Consider the following 16,061-nt stretch of genomic DNA (forward strand, 5'->3'; position numbering starts at 1 on the left):
TCGGTCTAGTTCCGAACCTCAACCAGCCGCCCCGTTTCGTCTTCCTCCATCCATCGCACCTGCCGCTTCTGCTCCTCGCTGAGCGCAAACTTGGCCGCCTCCTGCAGAATGATTTTGGCTCCCCGCAAATCGGCTCCTCGAAAATCCGCATGCTCCAAGTCCGCAAACATCAAATTCGCCCCTTGCAGATTCGCTCCGGCAAAGCTGACGCCGAAGGTGCCCATGACTTGCCCTTCATGAATAAGCGGCTCGCCGCCGACGGCTTCCTGAAAATTCGCCCCCTGCAGGTCGCAACGGCTGAAGTTGGCGTCATACAGCACGCTTTGGCTCAGATCGACGTCCCGCATGCGGCTGCCACAGAAATCAACCCCTAAGCAGACGCTTTTGTTTAAGCGGCTTCCCGTCAAATTCGAGCCTGTCAGGTGGCTGTAAGCCACATCGGCCCCTTCATAGCAACCGCCGCTCAAATCGAGCTTGCGCCAGTCCTCATAGCGGTGTAGCGTGCCGTCCTGCCGCTCCAGCGAGGCGCGGATCGCCGCCGCATCCTTTTCCTCGCGTACTTCCACCCAGACGTCTTCGCTCAGATCAAGGTACTCGCCCGCGCGAATGCGAAACGTATTGGCCCGCTGGATCCGTTGAACCTCCGGCAGCTCCACAATACGCGAAGCGGCCGCCCGGACGAGGCTGACGACATAATGGCCGGCGATAGACACGTCCTCCATCCATACGCGGTCGCTTTCCAAGGGCAAAATGTCGGTGCCGTAGCTTTTGCGCGCCTCGTCTATGTTTTTCCGGTACCTTTCCAAATGATCATACAGCCATGGCAGCTCGTGCAGCTCCATGCAAGCCGCCCGGTCCAAATACCAAGTATCGTCGTACGCTTCCAGACTGCACATGAGCTTTCCTTGTCCAAGCCACGAGCGCAAATAAGAGACGTGGATATAGGCAATGGGACGCTTGTTACCGGCCTCTTGCATCGCATGAATGCGCAGGCAAAGCTTACGGAACGGCTCGATCCACTCCCGAATGCGGGCTTCGGCCTGTTCCCGGACCTCCACGCCCATGCGCTTGATCAAGGCCTCCTGCTGCGGTGCGACCTCCTGCGACAGCCATCGTTTTAACGGTTCCTGCTGCAATCGTTTCTCCTCCCCCGCGTTTGTCCGCTTGCGCAAGCGCGCGTGTTAGTTGTTATGAACCTGGGTGCCTTTCACATCGACGCGGTCCTCTAGCACGACGGAGCTGGCCTTGCAGGTTAGCTCGATTTTTTCTTGAGCGGAAATCGTTATTTTTTTCGAGGTCATCGTCACTTCCTCGGTTGCTTTCACCGTTACGTTTTTGCTGCTGACAATCGAGATGCCGTCCGCATCGCTGAGCGTGATCGACACGCCGTCGCCCGTGATGAGAATATGGTCGGGTGCCAGCACGATCATTTTGCCGTTCTTGGTCTTGATCGTTTTGATGCTCGGGTCTTCCATCGGATCGCTTCCGCCACCGCCTGCAGCCCCCGACGCTCCGCCTCCTCCTGCCACCCCACCGCCGCCTGCGGCTCCCGCCTCGGGCTTCGGCTTCGGCACGGAGCTGACTGCAATCGCATCCTCTTCCTTATGCGTCGGAAAATAAATGCGCACATCGTCCCCGTTTTCGGGCATGCAATACCATCCGGCATTGTCCTCGGAAGCATAGATTGTCGAGTAAGGGAACCAGAACGCTTTGCCTGTGTCCTGCGCCGGATCGATGTTTAAATGCGCTTTGATTTTGTCTTTGGTCACGGCAATTACTTTCCCTTGCAGCGACGCCCCGACGATGGCCATGTTGTACTGCTTCCGCACGCTCAGACCCGGACGCGTGGTTAACAAGTACTTATATTTCAGAAGCCCGTTGAGCATGCTCACCCGGACCTCGTAGACAACGAGCCGCTGCCGGTCAAACGTCACTTCCATCCCAATCTCGAACATTTGATCCGTTTTCACCTCATAAAAGATGCAATCGCTCTCGCTTAATTCTGGAATCAGCCCTTGCACTGACTGCTGATACAACTCCATCCGCTTGTGCACGCGGTAATGATAAGCGTTCACTTCCCCTTTAAAGCCGAGGTCCGGAACGCCGAAATGGACTCTCGGGGTATCGAAGGCAACGGCAGGCACCAGTCCGGTGTGAAAATGGGAGGCCAACCGTTTCAGCAATTCCCAGTCCGTCTCCCGGTACTGCAGAACGACTCGGCCAATCGCTGCGCCGTTCGAGGCCGCATCCATCACATCCGCGCCGTCATAGTCCTGCACGACCTTGTCCACCAGCTGCGAATAGGCCATTCCCGCGTCCTGAAACGTGCGTTCCTTCCGCGTCACATCGAACTGGTACGATAGCGACACGGCTTCCAACTCCAGCTGGTAAACGTCCCGCACCTGATGAATTTGCATGCTCATAATCATGCCTTGAAACAGGTGGACTTTCCCGCCCTGTTCGGTCTTTTGGGTAACGGCGATATTCGTCCGGGCATGGTTCATCTCCATGTAACTGGTTTTCAGCTCTTCCGGAACGATGCCAGTCAAACGAAGCGTGGCATGCTCGTTAATTTGCTTGACGATCGCCAGCTCTTGGATCGATTCGAACGTAAACGGCGTAACTTCCAGATCCTGATAAGTCGCATAAGACCGTTCTGCCACCCTTTATTCCTCTCCTTCCCGCTTCGGATTGATTTGCAGGGCGTCCATGATGCCGTGGGCAATCGGTCGCCACTGCTCCGTATATTTCTCCATGCAGTTCAAGCCAAAAAAGACGCCTTTTCCATCCAGCTCAATGAAAAAGATGCCGTTATACATAACCCCGTCCAGCACCGGCACGGAAAATTCATAAAAGCCCATCTTGCGGCCGCCGACCTCGCGGACGCCTTCGCCGATCCATTTGGCATTCGGCTGCATCCGCCGGATCATGAAGCTGAGATCCTTGACAAACGTGTCCATTTCGTCGTTCACCATCCGGTTGGCCGTCGGATTGACCGTCAGGTTAATCTCCAGTGTCGGGTCGGTATAGATCAGCTTCGGCCGGCGGTCAGCCGGATATTTGATCTTGGCATAATCCTCCGGCATAGGCTCGAAGGAATCCGGAACAAACATGAACACTTGCCCTGGGATCACTTCCGTTCTGGAAAACGTGATCGTCTCGTCGCCCAGCACAAGCTCGCCCGCTTGAATCGCCCGGCTGACGTTCTCCGCCGCCAAGGCCGACTTCAGCGCCTTCTGCCGTTCTTCCTGCTCCTGCTTGCCTATCAGTTGCAGCCACTGCTCGTCCATATGCTCCATCGTTCAGCCTGCCTTCCGTTCCGTCTCCATGATCCGCGGAATCTTTGATTTTCTGCAAATTCATTCCAGATTACACTTTTCATTGTATATCGGACAGAACGACTGAGATTTTTAGATATTTTTAGTAATTTTTCCATAAGTGTGTTAATACTCACAATTTTGAGACCACAGGCGGCAGCCAAAACAAAAAAGCAGCTCGTCCTCCATAGAATAGAGGCTAGCTGCTTGTTTTGCATCGTATTAAGATTTGCGGATCTCGCTCGGGTTATAGCCGAACGTTTTGCGGAACAGCTGGGAAAAATGGCTTAAATTATGGTAACCGACCATCCATGCCGCTTCGCTGACATTGACTTTTCCCTGCTCCAGGAGACTGCGCGCTTAGTTCATCCGCAGTGCACGTACATAGCCGAATACCGTCGTGCCGAACAGCTCTTTGAAGCCGAGCTTAAGCTTGTAGTCGTTGAGACCGGCCATTCGCGCGAGCTCAAGCAGACCGGGAGGCTCTCTCCACGTGCGGGACAAAATGTCCTTAGCCAAGTGCAGGCACCGGATATCGTCCGCCTTCAGCTTCGATTTCGCCTGATGCTGCGCCGCACCCTCTGTCGCCGCGTCCAGATGAAAGGCCAGCAGCTCGAACGCCTTCCCTTCCAGATAAAGGTTGCGAAGCGCTCCGCTATACGGACACTGCCTCATTTGCTCCACGATGAGCGAAGCCTGCGGTGCGCCGGCCGTTTGTCTGCAGTAAAACCGATTATCCGACCTCCCTGTCCATTACTGCCCCGGCCAAGACCGCAATTTAACGGATCGCTTCGTTATATCTGCGGTTGACTTCTTCCCAGTTGACGACGTTCCACCAGGAAGACACGAAGTCCGGCCTCTTGTTCTGATACTGTAAATAATAGGCATGCTCCCACACATCGACGACCAAAATCGGGGTTTTATTTTCCATAAAAGGAGTGTCCTGATTCGGCGTACTGGTCACTTCCAGTTTGTCTCCATCGACAACAAGCCATCCCCAGCCCGATCCGAAACGGCTAATTGCCGCTTTCGTCAGCTCGTCCTTCATCTGTTCGAAGCTGCCAAAATGCTTCTCGATCCCCTTCGCAATATCTCCGTAAGGGGCCCCGCCCCCGTTCGGACTCATGATGGACCAGTACAGGCTATGACCGTAATGCCCGCCCCCGTGATTCCGGACGGCCATCCGAATATCCTCCGGCACATCGTTCAGATTGCCGATCAGTTCTTCGACAGTTGCATTCTTAAACTGCGCATGGCCCTCCAGCGCCTTGTTTAAATTCGCTACATACGTTGCATGATGCTTGCTATGATGAATTTCCATCGTCCTGGCATCCAGATAAGGCTCCAGCTCGTCATATCCGTAAGGCAGCTCCGGCAAAGCAAATTGTTCCATTCGACAATCTCCTTTCGACAATCTCTTTTTTCCAATGGTTGGATACACCCCAAGTTTACACGATAAAAACATTTTTGTATATAACCAATTATTTTTACCTAAGGAAACTTTTCAAGAAAAACGTTTCTTCTCCCGGCTTTCTTAAGTTGCACTCCGCAGGAATAATCTGCTGCCCCAAGTAATACGATGGCTACAGAACGACGGGCTTCATGCACGTGGCACAGGAGGTAGGCGCTTATGCTGAATTTTGCGCAGATTTTCATCGAAGGAATGCTGCTGTCCGTATTTTTTTGCTTCGTTATTCTGGGAATGCTGGTTTATAACCCGCGGCTGCTGTTAAACGATTATCCCCAAAGCATTCGGCTCTCCGTCCCCCCGAAAACGCCCAAAGAAACGAAACTGTCCAAAGCGATCGGGACGCCGTTTGCTGCCCTGCTCGTCATCGCACCGTTTATCTCCACGCTGTACTACGATGAAATCAGCTTTATTCACACTTTTCTGCATCCGTTTCTCGTGTTTACCATCGTCAGCCTGGTGGATCTGATCGTTCTAGACTGGCTTATTTTTTGCTTGATTACACCGGATTTTGTAGTTATTCCGGGAACACAAGGTATGAAGGATTATAAAAATTACCGATTTCATTTGATTGCTTTTCTGAAAGGGACTGTGGTATACGGTGTCTTGTGTACCATCGTAGCGGGCATTCGCATGCTGATCTGACGAGCGCCTCCGCGGTCGTGACCCGCTCACATATCATTAAGATTGCCGCGCCTCCGGCCTTTCGCGCCAGAGGGTTGGCAATCTTTTTCATTTCATAGTTCTAATCATTAGTTTTAATAACATATATTGTAATAATTTACATCAAAAGGAGGTGAATGAGGTGGCACGGATTGTCCCGCGCAAGGATCGTCTGCGGACGACGGGTTTTTACCCTTAACTCCAAGAGCACGGCACTAAGCGCGAAGAAGTCAATAAAACGAATAAAAAAGAAGCAAAAGGAGAGATATCATATGAAAATGTTATTGAAAAAAGTTCCGCTTTTCCTGTTCGCTATCGTTATGGCGTTTTCCTTCTCGCTCGCCGCAAGCGCGGCTCCGTCCGCCGATCAAGCCGCTGCAGCGCCTGTCGTCAGCTTCCAGTCGGCCAATGGATCGTGGATTAAAGTCAATGGAGACGGCAGCGTAACGGCAAACGCAAGCTCGGCGGATCAAGCGGCCAAATTCGATCTGATTCCGGTGGACGCGCAATATTTTGCCTTAAAATCCCGTACCAACGGCAAATTTGTTTCCTTCAAGGCCGACGGCACCGTAGTGGCGACTGCCGCTTCGATCGGCACGACTGAAAAAGTAGCCATCACCTATGTCGTTAACACGCCTCAAGAAAAAGCGATTCAGGCCAAAGCTTTAAGCAACGGCAAATATGTCAGCGCCGTCAACGGCGGCGGCGGAAAAGTTGTCGTAAACGTTGCCGTACCGTCCAAATTCGAAACATTCAAAGTGAAAAACTGGCAATAAAGCCGCATCCTAGACCGTAGAGGCGACGATTAAATAAAGAAAGGCGCCAAGAAGTCGTGAACGCGACCACATTGGCGCCTTTTTCGGCTGAAAAATTCGGAATCGCCCAAGTCCCATTTTTCCAATTCGTCACCCAGACAATAAGTCAAGCTCGTCATCCCGGCGCCCCGATTCCGAAATATTTTGCTGGTGAAACGTTAATACATAAACGGCTGCTGGAACCGGATGCGGTCGAATTGCTCTATGGACGTCAACGGCACATGCTTGCCGATGCGGACCAACAGGCAATTGGCCGGATGGGAGCAAATCTCCGGGTCATCGGTTGCGTACCAGACCATATCGACGCATTTCATCAACCGCTCCGTCATTTTGCGGTACTCCCAGACGCCGAGCTTGCTATTCGGCAAGTCCCAATACCCGCAATATTCGGTGGCAAACACAATGGCGTACTCCATCTGACCTCCGGCAAAAGCAAGCTGAAGCATCTCCTTGCCCAATCCAAGCGAACGATACGAGGCTGCTACCTCAATAGCGCCGAATTCCAGCAGATCGTCCATCTTCCCTGCCGACCACGGTTCGCTTTCGTCCGGATAATGAAACGTGACATAGCCGACGATCGTGACTTCATGTCGCGCCACCACGATCCTGCCCTCGGGCAGCGCCGCGATGCCCATAAGCGCTTCATGCTGCTCCTCGGGCTTGCGGAACCCTTTCAGCTCCGGGTGCATGCCTAAGCTTTGCAGCCGTTCCGCCGAAACAGGCCCTTCCACTACAAACGTGTTATTTTGCCGTTGCAAAGTCTTGGAGTGATAAAGCTTGGGATGCTCCATAAGTTCTACTCCTATTGTTCCGATCGGAGGTATTCGCAGCCCTCCGGTTTGGAATAATATTCTATTTTATCTATCATTCACCTCGCTATCCATAGGTGTCAAGTTTATTTTTAAAATAAAAAACTATCATGAGCGTTCATGATAGTTCAGAGTGTTGAGAAAGAGGTTTTAATTGAAAAAGAGATACATACGGAGGTGGGGTATCTACTGGAGGAGCGAAAGCGTTCGCCTTTGTCTTCGGGAAATATCCGCTAATAAGCGGCCTCCAATCAAATTTCCCGACGACAACAGCGACCGGAAGTAGATACTCCCCCTCGTACACCTCTATTGCCTCAATTGACCACTTTCTCAACAAGCTCAACTAACAGGAGCATTCATGATAGTTTTGGGGCTGCTAACCGTTTGTTTTGATATGAGCAAAGCTCCCGCTAACAGGCTGCGGGTCGGTCAATAGATGCAAGCTGGGACAAAACCTCTCAACCGCTTTATGCAGTCGCAGAATCTCGTCGGTCGAATGCGGCGACAGGATGTTAAGCTTGTAAGAAATGTTACGTATGGCCGCGGGAGCCCATGCGTCATCCGTGCTCAACTCGCCCGTGATTTCCACGTCCAGGTATTGCAGCGTAATTCCTCTGGCAGCGGCAAGCGACAAAGCGATCTGGGCGAGTCCGCTGCCCAGCGCGCCGAGCATCATCTCCGCCGGACCGGGTCCCAAGCTGTACTGTTCCCCGGCTTCGGCTATGACATCCGTTGTAACCTGAAAGCCGCGCATTTGGATTTCCCGCTTCCCGGAGCCTCCCATCGCTACGACTTTGGCTTGTAGCTTGGACGACTCGGCCGGGCGGGGCTGCTCCTGTTTCCGGTCGGCCACAACCTCTTGCAGCTTCCTGACTTCCACTTGCCGATCCGCCTTCGCAGGAGGCAGCATAGCTGGAACGGACAGAGAAGCCTCTTGCGGATCGGACACCTTCTGCCGCGGCACGTACTGCGCCCGCTCCCGAAACCATAATGTCGCGATCCATTTTTCCCCCTCTCTCAGCTCACGGGAGCCGTGTAAAGAGAGCGGATGCCGTTCGTTGGTGCCTCTCTTGCAGTTTTCGAATACGATCAACTTGCCTTCGGAAGGCGTAATGTCCAGATTCAACTCCGGAAAAAAAGTTTCTCCGCCGGCATCGACGGTATTTAAATACAGGAGCGCCGTGTATAGACGCTGGCCCCCTTGATCGTAAAACTTTTTACCCATTACCGTATTTAAATCATACGTATCGAAATGCGCTCCGAACTTGCCTCCGACCCCGTATCTTGCAATCTGCAGATTTTCCGCGTAATGAAGGGGCTGCCCCACCAGGGCCGCGAGCCGTTCGGACACTTCCCGTACGAGCGGATGCGAATCATGGTGAAACCAGGCAAATTCCGATTTTCGGAATTCAGAGGCGATGACTTCCTTTTCCCCGATAACCTTGGCGGGCTCCAGCTGATGTCTGGCCAATTCGATCAGCTGTCTGCATTCCGGCCCGGATACGGCTTGCTCATAGCTTGCCACAAGCGGTTCTTCATGAAAGACGACCGAAGGTTCCCTCACCGTTTCTCTCCTCCAGTGGTTTGATATGCATGCGGATAAGTATCATCCTTCCTAACATATTAAAAGACGCTGTACGCCGTGTGGACGAATGAGAAGGCACATAAGCCTTATTCAAAGCCATATCGCAACAAGCTCCGGACACCATGAGAATAGGGGCAACAGCGCGGTCAATCCCGACGAAGAACCTCCTCGAAAACTTGCTCCAAACGGTCGGCGTCCTTCGAGACCGCGAATAGAACAAAGCGGCCTTCTCGCTTTAAGACATGCTTTTGGATTAAACCGTACTCCTCCGGGCGGTAATCTTTAAATTTCGCCGTCTGCGCATCGATCCTTTTCGATACGTTTTGCTTGACACGTTCCGCTTGGGCCGCATCCTTCGCTTGAATGACAGCCACTTCGTCCGCTTTCACATTCGATGCGGCCGTGTACAGGACGAAGTCCTCGACTTCGTCGTCGCCAAGACGATACAGCCGCTGGAGCGCCTCCTTGTCCCGCTGCTTCAGCTCATCCAGCTTCACTGCTTGCATCAGGCGTTGTCCCAGCTCGCCGGCCGTCACATCGTTGCGGGCACCCTCCTGTTTGCCGGAGCATCCTGTCATAACGGCGGCGAAAACGACCGTAATCGCCAAGAGCAGGATCAAACATTTCCTATTCGCAACTGCAAACAAACTTAGCATCATTATCACTCCTCCTCATCAGCTCATTCCGTCGGCTCAGCCAGTCGGTTCAACGACGGATCTTCAAAAAACGTATTGGCGTTATACAGCAGCAGCACGTCACGGATTTGACGCTCTTGAATGAGCGCCTTCAAGTCCTTCTCGTAATATCTCGGATCGACGACATATATTTCGCTGAAATGCGCCGTTAGAAAAGGAATGAGGCTGTTGGCATACGAGTCCTTGACCACCAGCAATTTCGTTCCGTCGCGAAGGCCCGTCGTGATTTGGATTAACGAATGATTGCCGTCAAAAAACACAGTGTACTTATCCTTCTTGCCGAGATTGTCCATCGCATACATGGAATCCGCGGTTCGCCCCTCTTCGACGTAGGCTACGGTACAGCTCCCGCCCGCCTTCGGCATATAAAGCTCGATGCGGTCGGGCTCGACATGTCGGAAGCCGCTTTTCGAATACAGCGAACCGTAGAACTCGTCCGTTACTTGGCGGATCGTAAAATCCTCTTCCTTCTTCGGGGTCAGCCCCATCCGCTTGCTAAGCTCCTGATAAGCGTAGAATGCACCTCTTGTCGTCCAATGGTGATCGGTTTTATAGTAAACGGACCGTTCCCGCTGCGCACGAAGCGCGGGATACACGTCGACGAAGCGGATATCCCGGCTGAGCGACTGCCTCACTTGATCGAGATACGCCAGCTCCTCGCCGGCCGGGGCGTAGTCCGGAAGCTTATCCGCAAGCACGCTGGCGGCGGTAGGTACGAGCATGACGAACGTGCGCAGTCCAGGCGCGGCCTTAGCCAGGGAATGGACCGCATTTACTTTCATTTCCAAATCCCCGTCCGCAGGCAGGGTAAATTTTTGAATGAGATAGCCGTCCTTCCCGAGATAAATTCCGTTGCTCTCCTTCTTCCCCATCGCCCGGTCCGTATCGGATTTCACGCCGATCCAGAAATCTCTGGCCATAAATTGATCGGAGATATATTTCTCAAAGCCGGAAGTAAATTTCCCCGAAAAGAGGCTGTGCAACGTAAGCTGCGGAAGCTGCTCCAAGCTTCGATTTTCCGCTTCGGAGAACGATTTGCTCGGCTTGAACAAATTTACAATCAGCACGCCTCCAAGAAATAACAAGAGCAGCATAGCGATAATCGATTGCGATCGTTTACCGTATTTGTGCATAAATAAGTTCACCCCTTCAAAATCTAAAGTAGAGGAATGGGTTGTAGGTGGCATTGACCAAATATGCCGTTGACAGAAACAGCATGACGAAATACATCGCAGGAACGGCGATAACGCCTGTCTTTTGGAACCTTTCAGTAAGCCAGGCGAGAGCTTTACTCGGAAACGGAGTCGAGCATATAGCCAATACGATCAACAGGAGGAGATTCGCCGACAGCTCGTACCATGTACGGTTATCCGCGAAGCCATGCGACCCGAAGCCGAACATTGTCCCGATATACGCAGTAGCCGACGATAGCTTCTCGAACTCGAAAAACACCCAGCCGACCATGACGATCACCAGTGTATACGCATGCCCGACAAAGCCGGGTTTATTTTGCAGCCATCTTAACAAGAACAGCTTTTCGGCCGTGACGAAGAACCCGAAATACAAGCCCCAGACGACGAAATTCCAGCTCGCTCCGTGCCATAATCCGGTTAAAAACCATACGGCCAGCAAATTACGGAATTGCTTCAGGATGCCCATCCGATTGCCGCCAAGCGGAATATACACGTACTCCCGAAACCAGGAGCCTAACGAAATGTGCCACCTGCGCCAAAACTCCGTGACACTTCTGGAAATATACGGGTAGCTGAAGTTTTCCATAAAATCAAACCCGAACATTTTGCCGAGGCCGCGCGCCATATCCGAATAGCCGCTGAAATCGAAATAAATTTGAAACGTAAAAGCGATGATGCCGAGCCAGGCGGAAGCCACGGTGAGCTCGTCTGCGGGCGTCGCTTTCACACTTGCCCACAGCAGCCCGATGTTGTTGGCCAGAAGCACCTTTTTGGCAAGTCCTCGGACGAACAGCTCCGCTCCTTCGCCGAATCGGGTCAGCCTCACGCTCCGGCCCGCGAGCTGATGCGCAATATCGCCGTACTTGACGATCGGACCCGCAACAAGCTGCGGGAACATCGTAATATAGGCGCCGAACGACAGCAGATTGCGCTGCACCGGGATTTTGTCCCGGTACACGTCCACCACATAAGACATGGTCTGAAACGTATAGAACGAGATGCCGACCGGAAGCGGGAGCGCCGCCGCCTGAATTGACAAGCCGAACAGCTGATTGAGATTGTCCACGAGGAAGCCGTAATATTTGAAGAAGCCGAGAATCCCCAGATTGACGGCGATGGAGCCGATGAATATCGTCCGGGCGACGCCTTTGCGGCTTCTGTACTTGTCGATCAGCAGCCCGTTCGCATAGTCGAACAGCGTTGAAAAGACCATGATGACGATATATACGGGCTCTCCCCAGGCATAAAACACCAGACTGACGAAGAGCAGCACAGCATTGCGAAGTCCGGCAGGCGACACATAATAAACCAAAATCGTCAATGGCAGAAACAAGAACAGAAAGATCAGACTGCTGAATACCAATGCCCGTTCACTCCTTGCCGGAAGCTTCTATTTCACTTGATCCTGCAAAAGCTTCAGCAGCTGTGTATAATATTCGGCCTTCATATGGATGCCGTCCGTATCGTGCAGGTCCGGATGAGCCTTAAAAATCGGGGATACATCGGTGTACTCCACCTTTTCCTTCGCAGCAAGCTCGCGGAGGCCTTGATTATAATCCGCAATGTTTTTATAACGGGGCTCGCTTTTCTCAGCTTCCGCCGTCACCGGAGTGACTGATAATATCGTGATTTTGGCTTTCGGCAGCTTTTCCTTGATTTTCCCGACCAGCTTCGCATAGTTCGTCAGCGAAAATTGCTTGGGATTGTCCGTAGGCCATAAGAGATCGTCCGACCCTAGTTGGATGAAAACATGCTTCGGGTTTCGGCCGGCCAAGTCGTCCACATCCTCCAAAGCGAACATCGCGGTCGCCCCTGCTTTGCCCATCACGTTATCCAGCACTCCGTGGAACGACAGCCCTTCCGTAATCGAATCCCCAAGAAAGACGCTTGAGCTAAACATTGATTTATACGAAGAAGCTTCGGCGGTCGCAGCAGCCGCTTCCTTCTCTCGGGTCGCAGCGGCCAGGCCCTGCTCCCGTTCTTGATTTCCGCAGGCCGCCAACGTTAATGCGATAGCTCCTGCCAACACGATTGCTGTCATTTTGTTTCCTATTTTATTTCCCATCTCGATTCCCACTTTCCTTATTGATTTACAAGCGATGATCCTTCATGAAATTCAGGTGAAAATGCTTCGTTTCGTCATAGACGGCGAATTTGTAGCCCTTTTGCTTATAAAAATCGATAACTTCCTGCAGCACTTTCAGCGTTTGCGGCTTTTCGTGCATGAGCACGACTTCCAGATCCGCCTTCGTCTGCTTCTTAATGTTGTCGACGATCTCGCTCGGGCGGTTTTTGAGGTTCCAATCGTTCGAATCAATGGTCCAGTCCCACACCTTGATTCCTGCTTGCACAATTTGATCGCGGAGGCGCTTATCGTTTAATCCCGGCGCCGAACCGTACGGCGGGCGCACCAAATGCGGGTTCTCGCCCGTGATCTGGTGGATAAGCGACAACGTTTGCTTCATTTCCGGCACGAATTGCTTCTCTTCGTACAGCTTCTTATATTGATGCGTCATGCTGTGGCCGCCGACGTAATGCCCTTCCCGTACGGCACGTCTCACTTGATCTTGCAAATTGGCGCGTTTTAAATTGCTCCCCTGCATAAAGAAGGTCGCCTTGATGTTATTCTGCTTCAGGACGTCCAGAAATTCCCCCGTCCACTCGCTCGGGCCGTCGTCAAACGTTAAGTAGACGACTTTCCCTTTCTGCCGGTCATCGGCAGCCGCTGCTGACGCTTTCGCAGCCACAGGCACTCCATCGGATTTCGGGACCTCCTTTTCAGGAAGGACCGGCAACTCCGACAGTCCGAAAAATAGTAGCCCTGCGGCAGCCAGTATGAAGCCCCATCTTTTTGCTCTTTTCCTGCTTCCCACTCCATCCATCTCCTCTCTCTATCGATAGATTAATAGAGAGAGATGAAGATGAAGTGCAGATCGCATTCAGATGAGTTAAAGAATAGCAAGCGCTGCAAGCACACAAAAAAAGTGCAGAACCGAAGTTCTACACTTTCTTATTCAACCGGAAAAAGAACAACACGCCGTCCGCCGTATTGGTCACGCCATAAGATACCCCGTGCAGCTCCAATATTTTTTTGCAGATCGCAAGCCCCAGCCCAGTCCCTCCCGTAGAGCGGTGACGGGAAGGCTCTGCGCGGTAAAACCGGTCCCAGATTTTTTCCAGATGCTCGTCCGGGATGGAAGCCCCTTTATTTTCCACACGGATCATCACCGTATCGCGCTCTTCGACGGTCGAGACGTAAATGGATTCTCGTTCCGGCGTATGCCGAATGGCGTTGGTCAAGAAATTGACGATCACCTGTTCGATCCGATGTTGATTGGCAATCACGATAGCCGGGGACAGCCGGAGGTTCAGCTGCAATTGCTTTTGCTCGATTTCGATGGCCAACTTCTCGCATACCTGCCCGATGACGGCATCGATCGCGAACGAGTCCATCTTCATCTTATACGTCCCCGACTCGTATTTCGCCAGATCGAGCATATCGACGATCAGCAGATCCATCTTTTTCACTTCGTTCTCCATGGCGGCGAAATAGTGGTCTCGCTTGTGGCTCGCCACCCCGTCCCTCAGAATCGACAGACAGCTTTGGATCACGCTCAGCGGTGTCTTCAATTCGTGCGATACGCCGGAAATAAATTCTTTCCTCGTATGCTCCAGCTGCTTTTCTTTCTCGATATCCTGCTGCAGCTGTTCGATGTAGGAATGCAGCCGGTCGGAAAGCTCGTTAATATTGCGCGACAGGTCTCCGATCTCATCCATGGTTGTGATCGGAATTTTTTCGGAAAAGTCCAGGTCCGCAATTTTTCTCGTCGTATGGTTAATGCGCAGCAAAGGACGGGCAATCCCGCGGGAATAATAGAACGATGCCAGAAGCACGAGCAGCAGTGTGGCGATAATGATATACACATAGTAATCCTGCATCACCCCCGCGGCCTCATCTACAGGCTGCAGTGACGTCATCGCGAAAATGTATGTGGGATTCCCTGCCGGATCTTCGATACGGTCCACGAATATTTTATAATTCACATGGTTTTCTTCATAATTCATGATCCGATTCGCATTCGAATCGCCGTCATAGTCTCCGTAAAGAAGATGCGCTTGAAAAGCTTTGACCCGTTCCAGAAACAAATGGTTCGTATAGCGCGAAACGCCTGCCCCTTCCGGCGTCCGGACTTTCGTAATCGTTCCGGTGACAAGATCGGTGGGATACTTTTCACGATACTTGTTCGCATTCTCGAACCGGGGGACGACTTCATACTCCTTCTTCACCAGCTGCTGATTTTCCAGCTGGTTTTCCTCTCTCAGATTGGATGCATTCGGCCCCATCCGCTGCGGAAACAACCGATTTTTCACCATGATGCCTTCTATAGCAATCGGCTGCCCCTCTTTAATAAATGGTTCAAGAAACGGAATGCCTTTACTGAAATCCTCCACATTCATGACACTGTACAGCGGGATGGTCATCGTTTTGCCGGAAAGGGTGGGTGTGTCAGTAGAGCGCTCCAAGCGGACCTCCATGTAAAAATCGTCCGTATATACTAAATTGCCCATGGCGTCCAATGCCGTGATCCAGGTGCTATGCTTTCGATAGAAATCTTGCTCCAGCTTGGCCATGGCCTGTGCGTCTCCGGCATTTTTCAGGTAGTCCTGTTTATAAGCTTGAAGGGCTGTCTTTACATCCTCCTCTTTTTGATACACATAAAATTGTTTAAAAAATAAGGCTTGTCCGCCAAAAATGATCGTCAGAATAAGCACGCATAACGCGGTCGTCAACAAAAACAGCTTAAATACGATGCCGATCTTCATGCGTGATCCTCGAATTTATAACCCGAGCGCACGACCGTCATGATGCATTTGGACTTGTCCCCTAATTTGTGGCGCAGATTGCGGATGTGGCTGTTGACGGTACGGTCGTCGCCTACGAAATCGTAGCCCCAAATTTTTATAACGAGCTGCTCTCTCGTGATGACGATCCCTTTATTTTTCATTAAGTACGTTAATATTTCGAATTCGGTATGCGTCAAATTGCAGTTCGTCCCGTCTACCGTCACGGTGCGGGAGGGAAGATGCACCGCAATGCCGCTGCTCTCCAACCTATCGCCCGCAAGCTCGCGAACTACCCTGCTGTCCAGCAGCCGCTTCGCTCTGGCCAATAAAATGGGCGGGCTGTACGGTTTAGCCACATAGTCATCCGCGCCCAGTTCAAATCCGAGCAGCGTATCGTCCTCATCCACCCGGGCCGTCAGCATAATAATAGGGACGTTCGAACTCTTGCGGATGCGCAGGCACACGGACCAGCCGTCCAGCTCCGGCAGCATGATATCCAAAATAATCAAATGCACTTCGCGTTCCTGAAAGAGCGACAGTGCTTCTTTCCCGTCCCCCGCTTCCAGCACTTCATATCCTTCATTGATGAAATAGTCCTTCATAATTTCGCGTAAAATAGGTTCGTCTTCTACAATTAATATCGTTCTGTGCATCGATTGCTCCCCTATTGC

17 protein-coding genes are annotated in these 16,061 nt (G+C 52.1%); 2 read left to right on the forward strand and 15 right to left on the reverse strand.

The features are described 5' to 3' along the window. Window positions 1-5: 5 nt before the first annotated feature. The 6 genes from NI000_RS16805 to NI000_RS16830 form a co-directional block, all read right to left on the reverse strand. A complete protein-coding gene (locus tag NI000_RS16805) occupies window positions 6-1,172 on the reverse strand; it encodes a pentapeptide repeat-containing protein (RefSeq protein ID WP_253412451.1) in 1,167 nt (388 codons plus the stop codon). Between the two features lie 9 nt (window positions 1,173-1,181). Further along, window positions 1,182-2,663: a hypothetical protein gene (locus tag NI000_RS16810; RefSeq protein ID WP_253412453.1), complete on the reverse strand. Its 1,482-nt coding sequence runs from the start codon at window positions 2,661-2,663 to the stop codon at window positions 1,182-1,184. A 3-nt stretch (window positions 2,664-2,666) separates the two neighbouring features. Continuing rightward, window positions 2,667-3,299 carry a hypothetical protein gene (locus NI000_RS16815; RefSeq protein WP_253412454.1) on the reverse strand — a complete coding sequence of 211 codons (633 nt, stop codon included), beginning with the start codon at window positions 3,297-3,299 and terminating at the stop codon, window positions 2,667-2,669. A 240-nt stretch (window positions 3,300-3,539) separates the two neighbouring features. Continuing rightward, window positions 3,540-3,665 (reverse strand): helix-turn-helix domain-containing protein, encoded by a 126-nt coding sequence (locus tag NI000_RS16820; protein WP_301292550.1) that lies wholly within the window; start codon window positions 3,663-3,665, stop codon window positions 3,540-3,542. A gap of 12 nt (window positions 3,666-3,677) precedes the next feature. Continuing rightward, on the reverse strand, window positions 3,678-4,001 hold the full coding sequence (locus NI000_RS16825) for an AraC family transcriptional regulator (RefSeq protein WP_253412456.1): 324 nt from the start codon (window positions 3,999-4,001) through the stop codon (window positions 3,678-3,680). 94 nt (window positions 4,002-4,095) lie between these two features. Then, on the reverse strand, window positions 4,096-4,710 hold the full coding sequence (locus tag NI000_RS16830; protein ID WP_253412458.1) for a superoxide dismutase: 615 nt from the start codon (window positions 4,708-4,710) through the stop codon (window positions 4,096-4,098). Between the two features lie 237 nt (window positions 4,711-4,947). On the opposite strand from NI000_RS16830, the gene NI000_RS16835 reads away from it, so the two are divergent. Beyond that, window positions 4,948-5,430 carry a nitroreductase gene (locus NI000_RS16835; RefSeq protein ID WP_253412459.1) on the forward strand — a complete coding sequence of 161 codons (483 nt, stop codon included), beginning with the start codon at window positions 4,948-4,950 and terminating at the stop codon, window positions 5,428-5,430. Between the two features lie 290 nt (window positions 5,431-5,720). Then, window positions 5,721-6,224, forward strand: coding sequence for a fascin domain-containing protein (locus NI000_RS16840; RefSeq protein ID WP_253412461.1), 504 nt, complete (start codon window positions 5,721-5,723; stop codon window positions 6,222-6,224). A gap of 197 nt (window positions 6,225-6,421) precedes the next feature. Here the strand turns inward: NI000_RS16840 and NI000_RS16845 are convergent, their stop codons facing one another. The 9 genes from NI000_RS16845 to NI000_RS16885 all read right to left on the reverse strand — a co-directional run bounded on the left by NI000_RS16845 (window position 6,422) and on the right by NI000_RS16885 (window position 16,043). Next, window positions 6,422-7,054, reverse strand: a complete 633-nt coding sequence (locus NI000_RS16845) for a GNAT family N-acetyltransferase (protein ID WP_253412463.1) — start codon at window positions 7,052-7,054, stop codon at window positions 6,422-6,424. Window positions 7,055-7,448: 394 nt separating this feature from the next. Next, the gene (locus NI000_RS16850) at window positions 7,449-8,636 is read right to left on the reverse strand and encodes a 2OG-Fe(II) oxygenase (protein WP_253412465.1); all 1,188 of its coding nucleotides are present in this window, start codon (window positions 8,634-8,636) and stop codon (window positions 7,449-7,451) included. A 167-nt stretch (window positions 8,637-8,803) separates the two neighbouring features. Then, the gene (locus NI000_RS16855; RefSeq protein ID WP_309247907.1) at window positions 8,804-9,316 is read right to left on the reverse strand and encodes a DUF4358 domain-containing protein; all 513 of its coding nucleotides are present in this window, start codon (window positions 9,314-9,316) and stop codon (window positions 8,804-8,806) included. A 20-nt stretch (window positions 9,317-9,336) separates the two neighbouring features. Further along, window positions 9,337-10,485, reverse strand: coding sequence for a DHHW family protein (locus tag NI000_RS16860; RefSeq protein ID WP_253412467.1), 1,149 nt, complete (start codon window positions 10,483-10,485; stop codon window positions 9,337-9,339). A 16-nt stretch (window positions 10,486-10,501) separates the two neighbouring features. After that, window positions 10,502-11,908 (reverse strand): MBOAT family O-acyltransferase, encoded by a 1,407-nt coding sequence (locus NI000_RS16865; RefSeq protein WP_253412469.1) that lies wholly within the window; start codon window positions 11,906-11,908, stop codon window positions 10,502-10,504. 27 nt (window positions 11,909-11,935) lie between these two features. After that, window positions 11,936-12,586: a GDSL-type esterase/lipase family protein gene (locus tag NI000_RS16870; protein ID WP_253412471.1), complete on the reverse strand. Its 651-nt coding sequence runs from the start codon at window positions 12,584-12,586 to the stop codon at window positions 11,936-11,938. A gap of 49 nt (window positions 12,587-12,635) precedes the next feature. Next, window positions 12,636-13,427, reverse strand: a complete 792-nt coding sequence (locus tag NI000_RS16875; protein WP_253412473.1) for a polysaccharide deacetylase family protein — start codon at window positions 13,425-13,427, stop codon at window positions 12,636-12,638. Window positions 13,428-13,545: 118 nt separating this feature from the next. Next, window positions 13,546-15,369 carry a sensor histidine kinase gene (locus NI000_RS16880; protein ID WP_253412475.1) on the reverse strand — a complete coding sequence of 608 codons (1,824 nt, stop codon included), beginning with the start codon at window positions 15,367-15,369 and terminating at the stop codon, window positions 13,546-13,548. After that, a complete protein-coding gene (locus NI000_RS16885; protein ID WP_253412476.1) occupies window positions 15,366-16,043 on the reverse strand; it encodes a response regulator transcription factor in 678 nt (225 codons plus the stop codon). The genes NI000_RS16880 and NI000_RS16885 overlap by 4 nt, the downstream gene beginning before the upstream one ends. Between the last annotated feature and the right edge of the window lie 18 nt (window positions 16,044-16,061).

It is taken from the genome of Paenibacillus tyrphae, assembly GCF_024158745.1.
GTDB lineage: Bacteria > Bacillota > Bacilli > Paenibacillales > NBRC-103111 > Paenibacillus_G > Paenibacillus_G tyrfis_A.